The organism is Pararhizobium sp. LjRoot238 (assembly GCF_964252955.1).
Taxonomy (GTDB): Bacteria; Pseudomonadota; Alphaproteobacteria; order Rhizobiales; family Rhizobiaceae; genus Pararhizobium.
Genome location: NZ_CAXUPP020000006.1, coordinates 76,953 through 92,394, shown reverse-complemented (window position 1 = coordinate 92,394; position 15,442 = coordinate 76,953). Strand labels below are relative to the sequence as shown.

General features: G+C 61.2%; 11 protein-coding genes. 1 reads left to right on the top strand and 10 read right to left on the bottom strand.

Features of this window, described 5'->3' with window-relative positions:
• Window positions 1-2: 2 nt before the first annotated feature.
• The 4 genes from ACSQ3F_RS28945 to ACSQ3F_RS28930 all read right to left on the bottom strand — a co-directional run bounded on the left by ACSQ3F_RS28945 (window position 3) and on the right by ACSQ3F_RS28930 (window position 5,370).
• Window positions 3-1,208 carry an isochorismate synthase gene (locus ACSQ3F_RS28945; protein WP_436103596.1) on the bottom strand — a complete coding sequence of 402 codons (1,206 nt, stop codon included), beginning with the start codon at window positions 1,206-1,208 and terminating at the stop codon, window positions 3-5.
• A gap of 75 nt (window positions 1,209-1,283) precedes the next feature.
• Complete coding sequence (locus ACSQ3F_RS28940; RefSeq protein ID WP_436103595.1) at window positions 1,284-2,426, bottom strand: ABC transporter substrate-binding protein; 1,143 nt, start codon at window positions 2,424-2,426, stop codon at window positions 1,284-1,286.
• A gap of 54 nt (window positions 2,427-2,480) precedes the next feature.
• Entirely contained in the window at window positions 2,481-3,137 is a 657-nt protein-coding gene (locus tag ACSQ3F_RS28935; RefSeq protein ID WP_436103594.1) for an O-methyltransferase, read from the bottom strand.
• Window positions 3,138-3,213: 76 nt separating this feature from the next.
• Window positions 3,214-5,370, bottom strand: a complete 2,157-nt coding sequence (locus tag ACSQ3F_RS28930; RefSeq protein ID WP_436103593.1) for a TonB-dependent siderophore receptor — start codon at window positions 5,368-5,370, stop codon at window positions 3,214-3,216.
• A gap of 219 nt (window positions 5,371-5,589) precedes the next feature.
• Between ACSQ3F_RS28930 and ACSQ3F_RS28925 the strand changes: the two genes are divergently transcribed.
• Entirely contained in the window at window positions 5,590-6,579 is a 990-nt protein-coding gene (locus ACSQ3F_RS28925) for a helix-turn-helix transcriptional regulator (RefSeq protein WP_436103592.1), read from the top strand.
• A gap of 8 nt (window positions 6,580-6,587) precedes the next feature.
• Here ACSQ3F_RS28925 and ACSQ3F_RS28920 read toward each other — a convergent pair whose 3' ends face one another.
• The 6 genes from ACSQ3F_RS28920 to bcsA form a co-directional block, all read right to left on the bottom strand.
• Window positions 6,588-6,872: an acylphosphatase gene (locus tag ACSQ3F_RS28920; RefSeq protein ID WP_436103591.1), complete on the bottom strand. Its 285-nt coding sequence runs from the start codon at window positions 6,870-6,872 to the stop codon at window positions 6,588-6,590.
• A gap of 186 nt (window positions 6,873-7,058) precedes the next feature.
• Window positions 7,059-7,610, bottom strand: coding sequence for a glutathione peroxidase (locus ACSQ3F_RS28915; RefSeq protein ID WP_436103590.1), 552 nt, complete (start codon window positions 7,608-7,610; stop codon window positions 7,059-7,061).
• 60 nt (window positions 7,611-7,670) lie between these two features.
• On the bottom strand, window positions 7,671-9,857 hold the full coding sequence (locus ACSQ3F_RS28910; RefSeq protein ID WP_436103589.1) for a cellulose synthase: 2,187 nt from the start codon (window positions 9,855-9,857) through the stop codon (window positions 7,671-7,673).
• Window positions 9,854-10,903 carry a glycosyl hydrolase family 8 gene (locus ACSQ3F_RS28905; protein ID WP_436103664.1) on the bottom strand — a complete coding sequence of 350 codons (1,050 nt, stop codon included), beginning with the start codon at window positions 10,901-10,903 and terminating at the stop codon, window positions 9,854-9,856. Before ACSQ3F_RS28905 ends, ACSQ3F_RS28910 begins: the two co-directional genes overlap by 4 nt.
• Window positions 10,903-13,227: a cellulose biosynthesis cyclic di-GMP-binding regulatory protein BcsB gene (locus ACSQ3F_RS28900; RefSeq protein WP_436103588.1), complete on the bottom strand. Its 2,325-nt coding sequence runs from the start codon at window positions 13,225-13,227 to the stop codon at window positions 10,903-10,905. Before ACSQ3F_RS28900 ends, ACSQ3F_RS28905 begins: the two co-directional genes overlap by 1 nt.
• Entirely contained in the window at window positions 13,224-15,410 is a 2,187-nt protein-coding gene (bcsA, locus tag ACSQ3F_RS28895) for a UDP-forming cellulose synthase catalytic subunit (RefSeq protein ID WP_436103587.1), read from the bottom strand. Before bcsA ends, ACSQ3F_RS28900 begins: the two co-directional genes overlap by 4 nt.
• Window positions 15,411-15,442: the final 32 nt, after the last annotated feature.

Here is a 15,442-nt window from a genome sequence, read left to right as displayed (position 1 = left end):
CCTCAGATACCGTAACGGGCGCCGTCGATGCCGAAGCCGTCGAGCATCGCACGGAATTTCGCAGCCGTTTCGGCGATCTCGCCTTCCGGCGTCGAGCCCGGGACAATCCCGGCGCCGGCATAGAGCCTTGCCTCGCAGCCTTCGATCTCGGCGCAACGGATGGAAACGAACCAGCGCCCATCCCCGGCCGAATCGCACCAGCCGACAGCGCCGGCATAAAAGCCGCGGTCATGGCTTTCGAGCTCGCCGATCTTGCTGTGGGCCGCCGCCCGCGGCAGGCCGCAGACGGCGGGCGTCGGATGCAGGAGCGCGGCCAGGTATTCCGATTGCATCGAGGCATCCTTCAACCGTCCGGCAATCCGGGTCCCCAGGTGCCACATGCTGGCGGTCGCCCTGAGCCCGGTGCCCTCCGGAGCGGACAGGTCAAGGCAATAGGGCGAGAGGAGGTCGAAGATCGATTCCACCACCATCGCATGCTCGCGGCGATCCTTCTCGGAGCTGAGGAGAGCGGCCGCCGAGCGCCGGTCCGCGGCCGCGTCTGGATGGCGGCGGGCGGAGCCCGCGAGCGGATGGGAGACCACGCTGCAGCCGCGTTTTTCGACCAGAAGCTCCGGCGTCGCGCCGATCAGCGTCCGCCCGTTCGCACCGCGCGGCGGAAGTGGCGTGGCAAAGACCGTGACGCTGTCGTCGCCGGAAAGGCGGCGCATGAGGTCGGCGGCGGAAAAATCACGGCTGGCGCTGATCTTCAGGCTGCGCGACAGGACGATCTTGCGCAGATCCGCGCCGGCGGCCTCCATGGCCTCGAGACCGGCCGAAACCGCCGCAGCGAAGATCTCAGGATCGGGATCGGCGGTAACCGAAAGGATGCGGGCCGGGCCGGCCTGCGGCTGCGCACCGCCAAGGCCGGGCACCGCCCCGAGGTCATGGCGGCCTTGAACCCGCAAGACCCGTTCCGGCTGGAAAAGATGGGCCGATGCCGAGGGTTCGAAAGGCAGCGCTCCGACCAACATGTCCGGCCCTTCGCTATGGTCGCGGAAGAACCGAGCGGTCCGTTCGCTTAATTCCGCCAGCGGGCCTTGCGGCAGCAGGGCGTTCTGTCCAAGGGCAAGCAGCGTTTCGCCGGCGGTTTTAAGGACATAGGGAACCTGTCGCGCCGATGGGGCCTGCGTCTGCGCATCCTCGTCGATCCAGATCATCGGATTAGCCATTGTGCTCTCCAGTTGTTCACGTGGATTCAAAGCGTGCCGGCGTCGCCACGACGAGGCGGGCGACGCCATGCCGTGTCAGTCGGTCCAGTAGTTTCCGGTGAGGGGGATCGCCATCATCCCGTTCAGCACCCGCCGCGTCTCTTCGATGTCGAGATCGGCAAAAAGCCGCGGATGCACCCATTTTGCGACCAGTTCCAAAGCCAGGAGATCGAGCGGGGAATTGAACACCTGCTGCGATATGCCATGCACGTTGCCGTTCTTCACCGCCGGCAACTGCTGAAAGCCGGTCCGGTCGAGCAGAAGCTGAAGTGTTTCGGCAGTTTTGGCCTTGCCATAGGCGGGCCCGATCAGAAGACCGCTACGCTCAGCCATATATTCGCCGCCGCTGGCGATGTAGACGTCCGGCCGGGACGCGATCGCGTATTCGAGGTTGATCTGGCCGAAGGGCCGCCCTTTCAGGACATCGCCGATATTGCGCGCATTGAGGAAATCGATGAAGCGGCCGATATTGCCGGTCCCTGGCGAGTTGCAGCACGGCTCGCTCGTCGAAGCATGCGCCTCCAGGAAAACGACCGGACGGCTGGCTGGCCTGTTGTCGGCGAGCCGGTCGGAAATCAGCTTTTTCTGCGCCTGCCGGAAGGCGACGACCCTTGCGGCCTGGTCCTGCTTGCCGATCGCCTCGCCGAGAATGGCAAGGCTCGTGTCGGTATTGTCGAAGGGATCGGCGACGAAATCGACGAAGACCACGGCGATGCCGGCCTCGGCAAGCTGCGCGATCTGCTGCTCGGCGGGATGGGAGAAGATCGACAGCACCACGAGATCCGGCTTGGCCGCCAGCACCTGTTCGACGAACAGATCCTGCGCGTTGCTGGAGGATTTCGGCAGCGTCTCGATATGCGGGAATTTTTGCCGATAGGCTTCGTAAAGGCCGCGGCCGAAACGGTCGACATCATGCGGCCAGGCCGCCAGGATACCGACCGGATCGTCGGTGAGGAACGACAGCGCCAGGATCATTCGGCCGTCGTCGACCAGAAGGCGGCTCGCCGGCTTCTCCAGAGCGACCGTCCGGCCCTTGAGATCGGTCAGCACGATTTCCGCGCGTGCCGGCGCCCCCGCCAGGAAGAAAGACGCAGCAAAGATTGGCAGCCAGCGAAGCACTTTGAAGCGCGGCCGGCTGCGAAAGAGCAGCGTCAGCGCGCGTGTTGCAATACGTAACATCAGCATCATTCCATTGAAGGATTGAAATCGGCCCGCCGAAGCGGACCGCTCTGTTCAGGCCCGACGGCGGATGAAGGTCATGCCGTCGCCAAGCGGGATCATCGACATGTCGACCCGCTGGTCGTCGCGGATCTTGAGATTGAGCGCCCGCAGCGCCACCGTATCCGGACGGTTGTCCTCAGGATCAGCCACCGAGCGGCCCCAGAACATGTTGTCGAAGCAGATGACGCCACCGGGGCGGACGAGGCGCAGGCAGCGCTCGTAATAGGCGTCGTAGTTTTCCTTGTCGGCATCGACGAAGGCGAAGTCGAAGCCCGCCTCGCCTTCTTCTGCCCGCAACCGATCGAGTGTTTCAACGGCATCGCCGAGTTTCAGCGTGATGCGGTCGGCAACCCCTGCTTCCTCCCAATAGCGCCGGGCGATGCCGGTCCACTCCGCGCTCGCATCGCAGGCGACGAGTTCGCCGGAGGGCGGCAGCGCCTGGGCGATGGCAAGCGCGCTGTAGCCGGTGAAGGTGCCGATCTCCAGCGCCCGCTTGGCCTCGATGGTCCTTGCCAGAAACGCCATCAGTTGCCCGGCCGGCGGCGTCGTGACCATGTTGCCGTTCGGCATCTCGAGGGTATCGTCGCGCAACCGGCGCTGCACCTCGGTCTGGCGTGTGCCAACCTCGACGGCGTAACGCCGTATTTCGATTTCGGATATATGCTTCATATCTCTAACTCCGTCTGCGGATAGACCGCGATGGGCAGTGCATTCCGCCCAAACGCCGGAATGCGCTGGAGACCCATCACCATTTGTATTTCAGCGTCGCGAGCGTCGTGCGCCCGGTTCCGTAGAAGCAATTCAGCGCGGTTGTGCAGGAAGCGACATATTCCTCGTCGAAGAGGTTCGAGACGCTGACATTCAGCGAAAGTCCCTTGAGATCCGGCGACTTCGCACCGAAATCATAATCGAGAGCCAGATCGGCGAGAGTGAAGGCGGAAACCTTGAAACTGTTGTCGTCGGCGCCGTAGCTCGATCCGACATAACGCACGCCACCGCCGAGGCCGAGGCCTTCAAAGGTGCCGCTCTGCACGGTGTAATGAACCCAGAGCGAGGCGGCGTGCTCCGGCACCGTCACCGGGCGATTGCCGACGACATCCGCGGCGCTCTTGGTGATTTCCGCGTCGATGAAGGTATAGGCGGCGGCCACGTCCCAGCCCGAGGCCAAGCCGAGTTTAGCCTCTAGCTCGAGACCGCGCGAATGGATTTCGCCCTGCTGGGTGTAGTAGCCGGGATGGGCCGCATCCGACGCCGTGGCATTCTGCTGGCGGAGATCGTAGAGCGAGGCCATCAGGAAGAGACCTGAGCCTTCCGGCTGGTACTTGATGCCGATCTCGGCCTGCTGTCCTTTGACGGGATCCAGCGTAACGCCTCCGCTGTCGCTGAAGCCGAGACCCGCGGGAGGCTCGAAAGACGTCGCATAGCTGACATAGGGTGCGATGCCGCCGTCGAATTCATAGGTAGCACCCGCCTTGCCGGTGAAGGCGCCATTTTCCTGTTCGGCGCTCGTCGTCACGCCGGTTGCAAGCATCGTGGTATCGGTTTCGACGGAGTAACGATCGTAGCGCCCGCCGAAAGAAAGGTTGAGATTGCCGATCTCGGCCTGTTCCTGAAGATAGACGCCCGCCTGCTTGGTAATCTGCGAAGTGTCCGTCGTGAACGCGGGATCGACAATCGCTTCGCCATAGACCGGGTTGAGATAGTCGATGCTCGGGCCAAGGCCGTTGCCGAGCAGCCGGCCGGCGTCGATATATTGATAGTCGACGCCGAAGAGCAGCGTGTGGTCGATGCCGCCCGCCTGGAAATCGGCCTGCAGCTGGTTGTCGACCACGAACGTGTCCACCGTCTCGTCGAGGTGCGAGGTCCGCCGCGTGATCGTGGTTCCGGAAATCGCTGCTCCGGTCAGGCCGCGCTGCTCCGATTCGATGTGGGTGTAGCGAAGGTTCTGGCGGAAGGTGAAATAGTCGCCGAACTCGTGTTCGAATTCATAGCCCGCCCGCGTTACCGATCGTTTGAACATGTCGAAATCCGGGTCCCCGATGTTGAAATCATAGGGAATGTCGGCATAGCCGGGATTGGCGACGGCTGTACCCGTCGCCGGCAGATAGGAAGGATAGGAACTGGTCGGGTCGTTCGTATGGTTGAAGAGGAAGGTCAGGCTCGTACCCTCCTCCGGCTTGATCGTCAGCGAAGGGGAAATTGAAACGCGCTTCGAGGTGATGTCGTCTATATTGGTTTCGTTGTAACGGCCGGATGCCGTCAACCGGTAGAGCAGCGTTCCGTCTTCATTGAGTTTGCCGCCGAAATCGGCAGCCGCCTTGATATAGTTGGGAAAGCCGAGCGTCAGGTCGACCTCGCGGATTTCCTCTTCCGGCGGCTTTTTGGAGACGAGATTGACAAAGCCGCCGGGGCTCATCTGCCCGTAGAGCACCGAGGCAGGCCCGCGCACGACCTCGATACGCTCCAGATCGAAGATATCGACGGTCGGCTGGGAGAAAGACAGGCCACGCAGCAGGCGCAGGCCGTCCAGATATTGCACGAAATTCTGATAGCCGCCGAAGCCGCGCACCGGCACGATGTCGTAGCGATCGTTCGGTCGGATTTCAGGCGATACGCCCGGCGTGTAGCGCAACGCCTCGGCGATGGTTTTCGCGCCTTGCTGCTCGATCTGCTTCCTGGTGACGACGGAGATCGATTGCGGCGTCTTCAACAGCGGGGTCTTCGTCTTGGTGGCTGAACTGCCGCTTTCCGCGACGATGCCGTCGTCGGCTTCACCGCCCGCCTCGACGGTGATCTTTTCAAGAGCCGTAGGCTCCTGGCCTTGCGCAGGGGCGGAAGCCATAAGCCCGAAAAGGCTTACCGTCCCCATTAAGATATATGCAAAGCCTTGTTTATGCAGCATTTCAACTCCTTGATCACCACCTGTTTCCCCGGTCGGTTCTTGACCAAGCTGGGGCCATATCCATCCATTTAAAATAATATGATGGAAATAGTCATGTTTTGTGTATATACCCCATACCGGGATGAAGGCCACCGCCAACATCTTTGCAAAACCACCAATTTCGTTTGCGAAACCGCAAGGGCGCATTGCCGCGCCGCCACCGGATAAAGCCGCTACCCGATGAACACCCAGGTCAAAGCGCAGGATTTCTTCGACCGCATGCGGAGGGAAAATCAGTCCTTCCGCCTGCTCAGTGACAACATCTCCAGCGAGGACATGGTGCTCAGCGGCACATTCCGAAGGACCACGGTGCGCCAGGGACTGACTGTCCACTATTCCGATGTGATCAATCTGTGCGATCTCAGCACCGAGACCGAGATGCAACCGCATCTGGGCATCAAGCTGTTTTTTCAGGGCGGGGTTGCAGCCAGCATCGGCGATCACGATATTCCGATGGCAAGGAAAGGCGAGCGTGACGACAGATGGATACCGTCGGCGACGCTCTTTTCACAAAGGCATCGGGAGAGTTTCCGGCGCTGCGCGCAGATCGGCGACCGGGTGCGCAAATTCACCATCAGGATCTTTCCCGAATGGCTGGAATCGGGCGATGTCTTCGGGCATTCCGATTCCGCGGCGCTGAAGGCCTTCACCGCCGAGCATCTGGCGTCTATGTCGTGGAACCCCTCTCCTTCGCTGATCGCGCTTGCCGAACAGGCGATGCACCCGCCGCCGCTTCAACCCTTCATGCAGAAACTATATCTCGAAAGCCGGGCGCTCGGCATCATCGCGGAGGCCTTCGGCCGGCTCGCATCGATCAGGTCGGCGCCGGCAGGAACGAGCTCGCTGCGGCCGGCGGAGCGAAAGCGGCTCGAACGTGCGAAAGAGCGGTTGCGCGGCAGCCGCGGCTCTCTGCCGACGGTCGAGGAACTGGCCGCGGAAGCCGGGGTGAGCGTCAACACGCTGCAGCGGCTTTTCCACATCGCCCATGGCACAACCGTCTTCAATTACGTCCGCCGGCTGAAACTGGAAGAGGCCCGCATGGCACTGGAGACGGAAGGTCTCAGCATTGCCCAGGCCGCCTTTCTCGCCGGCTATTCCAGCACTGCCAACTTTTCTACTGCGTTCAAGCGGCAATACGGGTTTTCGCCCAAGGAGGCGAGAACGGTCTGAGGCGCGTGTTAGGTCTTGATAACGAACTCTGATGGAATCAAGCCGGGGGGAACTGGTTCGGTCTCGACGCTGGAAACGGACGCACCGATCGGCCCGTTCCAAAACTGCTTCAACATGGTGGCGATCGCGCCATCCGGTCCGGCGATCAAAGCTGTTACGGATCCGTCCGCTTCGTTGCGGACCCAGCCGGTCAGGCCCAGCCGTTGCGCCTGAGTACGCGTCCAGATGCGGAAGCTGACGCCCTGTACTCTTCCCGATATGTGCACAAGTGCCGCCTTGCGATCATCCGCCATCGCTGTCTCCATCAACGCCACTTTCGTCAATCTGGAACATTCGGGAGCGAATGCAAGCGTGTTTTCATCCCGGATGACAGAACGGGAAAGCGGCGTACGTGCCAGGCGAGTATCCCGCGAACGCCGCCGCGCAGTAAGAACATTGCGCTTGCTGTGCTGGTTCCCAACACAGCTTTCGACAATGCGTCAGCGTCCCCGCGCAAGCTCTCCTTCGACCGCGGAAACGAGGCGCCCGTCGTCGGCGGTCACATCCGGCGCGAACCGGGCGGCGACGTTGCCGTCGCGGCCGATCAGGAACTTTTCGAAGTTCCAGAGAACATCGGAAGCGCTGTCGGCCTCGACGCCGTAGCCCTTGAGCCGGTCGCGCATCGGCCCCTCGCCGATTGCGTCGGGCGCGATCGTCGTCAGGCTGCGGTAGAGCGGATGGGTCGCCTCGCCCTTGACCGATATTTTCGCAAAGATCGGGAACTGGACGTCGTAGGTGCTGGTGCAGAATTCGACGATTTCCGCTTCGGTTCCCGGCTCCTGCCCCATGAAGTCGTTGGCCGGGAAGGCAAGAATGACGAGGCCTTCGTCGCGCTTTGCTTCGAATAGCTTTTCCAGCCCTTCATACTGAACGGTCAGGCCGCATTTCGAGGCGACGTTGACGACCAGCATCACCCGTCCGCGAAATTCGCCAAGCGTCGTCTGTCGTCCGTCCGCGGTCTTGACGGAGATGTCCAATGGGGATGACGTCACGATGGTTCACTCCGCTCCTTGGGGCGGACGCGCAATGCCGGTGGGGCACTTTATGTCCGGTCAATCGTTTTCGTGGAATATCTCGTTGATAATTGCAAGTCCACGCTGGCCGTCCCGATTGCCGATCGCGGCCAGTGCTTCGAATATGCGGCGGGCGTCAGCATAGCGCTTCATCTTGAGATAGGCATATCCCCTCAACGCAAGCAGATCCGTTCTTTCCGGGGTGATCTGATTCAACTGATCGAGCGCAAGCAAGGTTTCCCGCGGGCGGCCCCCGTCGAAGGCGGCGATGGCCTTGTCGGCCAGAATGGCTTTTTGCAGTTCGAGGGCGCGTTCACGTTTCTGCGGTGCCTTGGCCGCCGCGACCGCCGCCTTGCTCGCCAATCCGGCACGCAGATAGGCCAGGCTCTGGCCATAGGCGGCATCCTCGCGCGTTTTCGAAGATCCGAGCAAGGCGACCTCGAAGGCTGCTGCTGCTTCCAGTGGCCTGTTCAGCTCCATAAGGCACCAGCCGCGCGCCAGCGCCGCGTCGGGCGACAGCGTCTCAGGATTGATCGTGGTCCTGCAGCCACGGACGATTGCGACACTTATGCCCTTGCGTGGCCGAACGATGACATCCGGGGTTTCCCTGAATTCCTGAGGTTCGTCGGAAACGGCAATCGCTTGCGCCTGCGGGCGGGCCTTGCGCCGGACGGTTACCGTTTCGCCCGGAACCGGCAATTGTTCCTTGGCGGCGTCGGACGCGTCTTTCTCTTCGCCGAGCTTGGCTATGCGCTCCGACCTCCCGGCCCAAAGACGCTGGATTTCCGAAACGCCCTTCATATCGTCCAACTGGAGATGGGTCACCGCCAGGCCGTAGGCGGAAGGCTCGTCGTCGAGCTTCCAGCCAAGCGCCGTCTTGAACCATTGCACCGCCGTCTGCGGCTGGTTCAAGGCACGGGCGTACCAGCCGAACTGCTGGGCCGTTGCGGCGTCGCGCGATTTGATCACCTCTGCGGCGATCCGCTTGAGGACGTCGGCCTTGATCGAAATCGGCGGATCGAGCGCAAGCAGGTTTGCGGTCGCGGCCAGATAGACCGCTTTTGCCTCCTTGGAGGCGTCGCGCCAGCGATACACCACATTCTCGGCGTCGAGAGGCACGTTGCGATCGATCAGGGTCAGCGCCAGACCCTGTGAGGCGGAGGCGGAATCTTCCTTGTCACGGGCGCGGCGGAACCATTTTTCGGCGGCTTCCCTGTCGCCGCGCGGCAGATGGTACCAGCCGAGCAACAGGGCGTCAGAGGCAAGGCGGCCGGTCTCGGCAAGCCGCTCGACACGCGAGACATACTGGGGCGGTACGATATTCTTTCCGTCGGCATTGGCTTCGGCGACGAACCGGCGGGCAAGGTCGTTGCGGATGCTGTCGAATTCCCGTGTGCCATCCGGCGCCGTCTTCTCTTTGGCGAGAAGATCTTCGACCGTCTTGGAGGGCAGAAGATCGGCTGCCTTCTGGATCGTAGCGAGGCGTTCGGCGGCGTTCTGGCAATTGTTCAGGATGTATATATAGGCGTCCGTCGCCCGTTGCGGTTTGCTCGTCCGGAAAAATGCCTCGGCAACGCGCCAGAGGACATCGACCTCGCTGCAGGTCAGCAGGCTGGTCGTCTCGGCGCCGATGCGCACGACCGTCTCGTATTGTTTGAGATCGGATGCATTGATCAGCCGCAGCCGCGCCTCTGCCACGCTCAACCGCTCGAGCAAATCCGCAGGCGGCTGCCAGCCGGGTTCTGCGGCTTGCCGTTCGGCAATCGCCTTGCGGACTTCGGGGTAGCGTGCCTGCGAATAGAGCTGCCACATTGTCTCCAGCTGCTTGTCCTCATTCTGAGGAATGGCCATCGGGTCCTTCGGTGGGGTCCAATCGGGATAGAGCGCCTTCAGCCGCGAGATTTCCGCTTGCAACCTTGCGGTATCGCCCTGGCTTGCGAAGTAGCGCAGCGCACTTTCATCAACCGCAGGCGCTGTCGCCGCCGTGACCACGGTATCGAGCGGCGGCTCCGAAGGTCGCTTGATTTCCTGGAACACCGGTGCCGTTCCACCGACGGTCTGAAACGCTGGCTGTTGTTGAGGCAGTCGCGACGATAGCTGGGCGAGGTCATCTTCGCTTGCCGGCGAAAAGGACTGAATCATATGTTTCACATAGTCGGGCTTCTTCATGCCGACGATGCCGACGGCCGCGATGATCGCTGACAGTGCGATAAAGGACGGCCTCATAAGCACTCCGGATGCTTTGCAGCAACAAAAGATAACCCCAGTAAATGGAGCGTCGAAGGGTAATACAGCGTTGGCGTGAATTGTCTCACATCCGCCGGCAACGCCGTCTTGTCCACCACACAGGCCAGAATATGGTTAACAATTCGATAACCCGGATCGGAGAGATTATTCCTGGTTGTGCCGGAATTCAAATCCACGGTTGTCATTGCGTCATTGGCGCCGGACGTGGCTTGCCGGAACCTTAAAAGCAATTGCCGGTCCGCTACGCCGCCGCGAACGAGATAAAGGGGTATACGCAGTGCGTTGTATCCGTATTCCGCCGGAAAGCCGGATGCCGGCTTGGGCGAAGGCTTCAGCGAGACCCAGTCGGCGGGCAGTTGTTTTGGACCGAAACGAAGTTCGTTGATCAGCGCGATGCCGTCGTCGTGCAGCTTTTCCCAGGCCGGTGACGGCGCCAGTTGATCGAGAACCGGAAAGGCCTCGAAAACCCAATAGGACAGGTTGATGACCGGGCCGTTCTCGCGGTCGCCGGCGGAAAATCCCGTGACGCCCGGCAGAAGCAGCGTTCGGGCGTTGTCCTGAACGATGGTCCTTGCGAGAATGGCTCGGGCGATTCCTGCCCCGGCCGCCGTATAATCCCTGCGGTTCCACTGCTGGCCGGCAAGGCCCAGCGCATAGGCAATCAGGATATCGCCGTCGGACGCGTTGTTGATGTCGGTTACATGCGGCTTCGTGCCGGGGCTCCATTTCCAGGCGGCGAGGCCGTCATTGCGCACGAGAAGCTCCGTCCGCGTGAAAGCCCAGATCAACGCGAAATCCGCCGGACTGCCGGCAAGGACCGACAGCAGCAGGCCGTAGCCCTGCCCTTCGCTGTGGCTGACATTGCCGTTGCCATCGTCGATGATCCGGCCGCCGGGATCGAGAAATTTGGTCTTATAGGCCTGCCAGGCTTCGGTGGTGATCATCGGCTGTTGTGCCTCGGCCGGAACGGTTTGCAGGCAGAGATAGAAAATGCCTGCGAGGAGCGCTGCAAGCAGTTTTCCCATCATTCCCGCCGCCCGAGATTATTGAGCAGCATGGCGGTCGCAAGCCCCAGCAGAACACTGAGCGCAGTCAGCAGCACGGCGTAGGTCAGGATGTTGGTCGAAAGCCAATTGGCGGCGATCAGCCGGTAGTTTGAAAGGGACGCTGGCTGGGTCTCGACGAAGTCGAAGTCATTGATCGGTACGGTCTCGACCGTTTTGGTGCCACGCTGGTAGGTCGTGATATGGCCGGCAAGCTGCATCCAGGTGTCCTGCGCGCTCAGGGCCTGCACGCTTTCGTGCAGGTCTTTTCCTGTCGGTGCCGCCACCAGGGACCATGTGCCGCTGCCGTCGAGGCTGGCGCTTTGTGCGACCAGCAGCGATGTCTCATTCGAGGGCGTAAAGCTGCTCTCCGATACCGGCGCAAATCGCAACGAGGAAAGGGAAATGTCGAAGTTCCGTTTAACCCAGTCTTCGAACGCAGTGATCCAGCCGGCCCAGACGCCGCCGCGCAATTTCTCCCGCCACGCGTCGACAGCGGCTTCGGTAGTAACGGCATCCGCTTGGCCGCCGGGATCGGATCCCCATGTCGTGCGGCTTGCCTCGGCAATATTCATCTGCGTCAGGACCGTCTGCGGCATTTGCGAAAGCGCGCCGATGAAGATCGCACTTCGGCTGCCGATCAGTGCCGGAGATGCTACCGTCTCGACAGGGATTGGGTGACCGGCGCCGACGGCCAGGCGTCCAAGAAACGTCGCTGCAGCCGACAGCGTATCGGCATCGATGCGATCCAGGTAGAGGCGAGTAGCGTCCTGGCTTCTACCATAGGGAAACCCGGTTCCGGCGGACGCCGCGAGATTGGGCAATTGCGCGATACGCGCGAAGTCGGGCATGTGGAATTCCGAGCTATCGAACAGCGCGAAGCGGGGCGTTTCCGAGCCGGTCGCGCCGGGTGCGCAGAGCTTGTCGTCCTCGGTTTCGAGAATGGCTTCGATTGTGATCGTGTTCACGCCCGGACGGAAATGCCGCATCGTCACGTTGATCGGCAGCTGTCTGAGGATACCGCCACCGGAGGAGGTAATCGGGACCGTCGAAGCGATATTTCCATTGACGTAGATGTCGATGTGGCTGCCGGGCAAGACAGTCGGGGAGTAGGCGGCGTCCAGAAGGATGACCGCTTCGCCATATGCATTGGCATAGAAATCCGCAGGAACGCCGACGGTGAAATCGGTGCGAAACCGCCGGCCGGAAAATTCTTCGGTCTTGAAACCGAGTTGAGAGAAACGCAGCCGGGTATCGGAGAAAAGGAAAGGCGCGTCGGGAGAGTGCCACCGTTGTGTCGTTATGACGTCGCGGCGGGTCGCCGGACCGGTGACTTCGGTGGGGGCAACGACGCTTTCTATTGCCGTGCCGATCGCCTGCCATGTCGGTCCGCTGACGACAAACACCGGCGATCCGGTCGCCGGATCTTCGACGAAACCGGCAACAGGCCCGGAACTGGCGCTGGCGGGCAAGGAGGCAAGAAGCGGCTGAAGCTCGGCGGGCGTGCCAACGAGCACCGTCAATTCGCCTGGCTTTGTTCCGGCCATGCTGCGCGTGTTGAAAGAGAAGGATTGGTTCGGCATGTCGGCGAAAACGGCGAGACCCTGGGCGAGTCGCATCAGGGGTATCGTCGCACTGGGCTGCTCCAGCGCCGGTACGACGAAATTGAACCGGGTAAGGCCATTGTCATCGACGCCGATGGCCCGGATATCGTCGAGGCTTTGCAGGCCCTGCGCGTCGCTGCCCGAAAAGCTCAAATAGGTCTTTTCCGCATCGACATTCGACCAGAGCTGAAAGGTCGATTCGATCGTGCAGTCGGTACGGTGACGCTGGTGCGCGCGCAGACGGATCAGGTTCGATCCAGGTTTCAGCAGATCTTTCGGCAGGTTGAAGCTCAAGTCGGATACGGAATCAGGAGAGCGAACCGCTTCGTCGGCGATCTTCGCGTCATTGACTTCCACCGAAAGACGGGACACCTCCGGCGCGACGAAAATCGAATTCTGATAGCCGAGATTGAGCTTTGCTCCGGTGGCTGCCTGCTGCGGTGTCAGATAGACCGACCAGGCCCGATCTTCGAACTCACCGTTCAGATCCAGGTTGCCGTTTGGGAGAAGGTACCGCTTGAAGGCTTCGGTTTCACTCGGTTGGGCAGTCGGCGTGACGACCGCGGGTTGCGATGCCGCTCCATTCCCTGTCTCCTCTTCAGCCGTCGGCTGCTCCGGCGTCATGTCGAAGGGCGCTTGCGCGCGAAGCGGGAAGCTCTGTAGCACGAGGATGATCAAGGCCAGCAGAACAGACTTCATCATCTTTTTGCCTCCGCAGCGATCCGGGCCTTGTCTCGCGCCCCCGGACTTCTGAAGAAATAGATGAGGCCACGGCTGGTCTGGTAGAAGGCAAGGCCGAGGAACCAGAGCGTGCCTCGCAGGAGACCCGGATTGCCGCGGCGTGAGAGCTGGAACTCGGTCCATTGCTGCGAGTTTGCAAAGATGAGATCGGCGACGAGGCTGTGGTCCCTGGTCACTTCCGGCAGATAGCGACAGCCGATCGTAACAATGTCGCCTGCGACCTGAGAGTTCCGGATCGCAACCGGCAGGATTTCCTCGGTGTCGCCGCTATAGGGCTTGAAGCGGATCAGGCCACGGGTATCGACAGGTAGTGTCCCTATCTCCTTCGCGTAGATATTCACGCGCGCGCCATGAACGGAAACATTGTCGATCGTGGCCGGATACCATTTCTCGTCGAGCCCGAATTCACACCGGCGCGTGACTTTGACCCGTCGCGTTGCCGAGTGTTCTCCCCGTTCGGAGACAACACCGAGGGCGCAGCCGGCGAGGAGAAGGTTGAGCAGGTTCCAGCCGCCAACCACCAGGGTGACGTCCGCCTTGTACGGCTCCGTGTAGACCCGGTAAGCCGTTACGACGACGGCGAGCAGCAAAATGCCGAATATGAGAAAGAAGGGCCGGCTGATTTCGGACAGGCGGCTGACGAGGACGGTTTCGTCCTTGGCCGTCACCTTGAAGCTCGGCTTCCTGGGGTTGACGATGGCCGAGACGACGGCCGGCAGCAGATGGATCGTCTGGACATATTCGTAAAGTTCGGAGATCCATGGCCAGCGGAACGATCCATAGAGATAATTCTGCATCATCAGGTTCACGAGCATATAGGCAAGCGTATAGCCGAGGAACTCGCCGCCGGATGCTGTGAAGATTTCCAGATCAAAGAACAGGTAGCAGAGCGGCGCAAAGAGGAAGATCGCGCGCGGAAAGGGGAAGAGCCAGAACAGAGTAGATGACATGTAGCAGAGCCGCTGCGGGATCGACAGTCCACGCTTCAAGAGCGGAAAGCGGAACCGCAGGATCTGCATCATGCCCTGCGCCCAGCGGCTGCGCTGGCCGATGAAGCTCGCAAATGTCGCAGGCTGCAGCCCGGCAATCAGCGGCCGGTCGACATAGACGCTGTTCCAGCCGCTCGCATGCAGCGCGATTGCGGTGTCGCAGTCTTCAGTGATGCTGAGGCTGCTGAAGCCGCCGGTCTGGTTGAGCGCCTGTCGGCGCAACACGGCGGCCGATCCGCAGAAGAACGAGGCGTTCCATTTGTCCAGGCCGCGCTGGATGATGCCGTAGAACATTTCGTTCTCGCTCGGCATCCTTTCGAAGGTCCGCAGATTGCGCTCGACCGGGTCGGGGTTGAGAAAGAAATGCGGCGTTTGGACAAGGAAGAGCTTCGGATCGTCCTCGAAATAGCCGACGGTTTCGAGCAGGAAATCCCGTGCCGGTGCATGGTCGGCGTCGAAGACTGCGATCAGTTCACCATTGGAATGCTGCATGCCATTGTTGAGATTGCCTGCCTTGGCGTGCTCATTTCGGTCGCGGGTCAGATAGTGCACGTCAAGATCGCTGCAGAGGATCTGCAGTTCCTGATGCCGAGCCTTGGCCATCTGGTCTTCGAGGAGATTTGGCGACGTTCGCTTCTGCAGCGTGCCGCCGTCATCGAGAAGCCAGACGGTCAGTTTGTCGGCGGGATAATCCATGCCCTTGGCCGCCGCCAGCGTATTGGCGAGAAGACCGGAATCCTCGTTGTATGTGGGCACGAAGACATCGACACTCGGATATTTGCCTGCTGATGCGGCGCGGGATGGTCGCGGCGGCAGAGGCATCGAGACGACGAACAGGCTGAGCCATAGCATCATGACGCTGTGCATTTCGGCCAGGTAGAGCAGGAAGCCGGGAATGAAATTTTCGAGTTGGTTGAACGGCGGCAGCGTGCTGGTGCTACGCCAGTAAACATAGCGCATGACGATGGCAGTGCCGAACGCAAGCGCGATCAGCCGCCATGTGCCTTCCGCCCGCAGGATCTTGATCACCGCCATGAAGGTGACGACGGCGATGCTGGCGATCAGTTGGGTTTGCAGATTGATCGGCAAGGTAACCAGTGCGATCCCGCTGAGGGATGCGATGATCCAGAAAAGGATAATACCTGCCTTGCGCATGGTTGCTGCCTTTCAGGATACCGCCCGGTGAC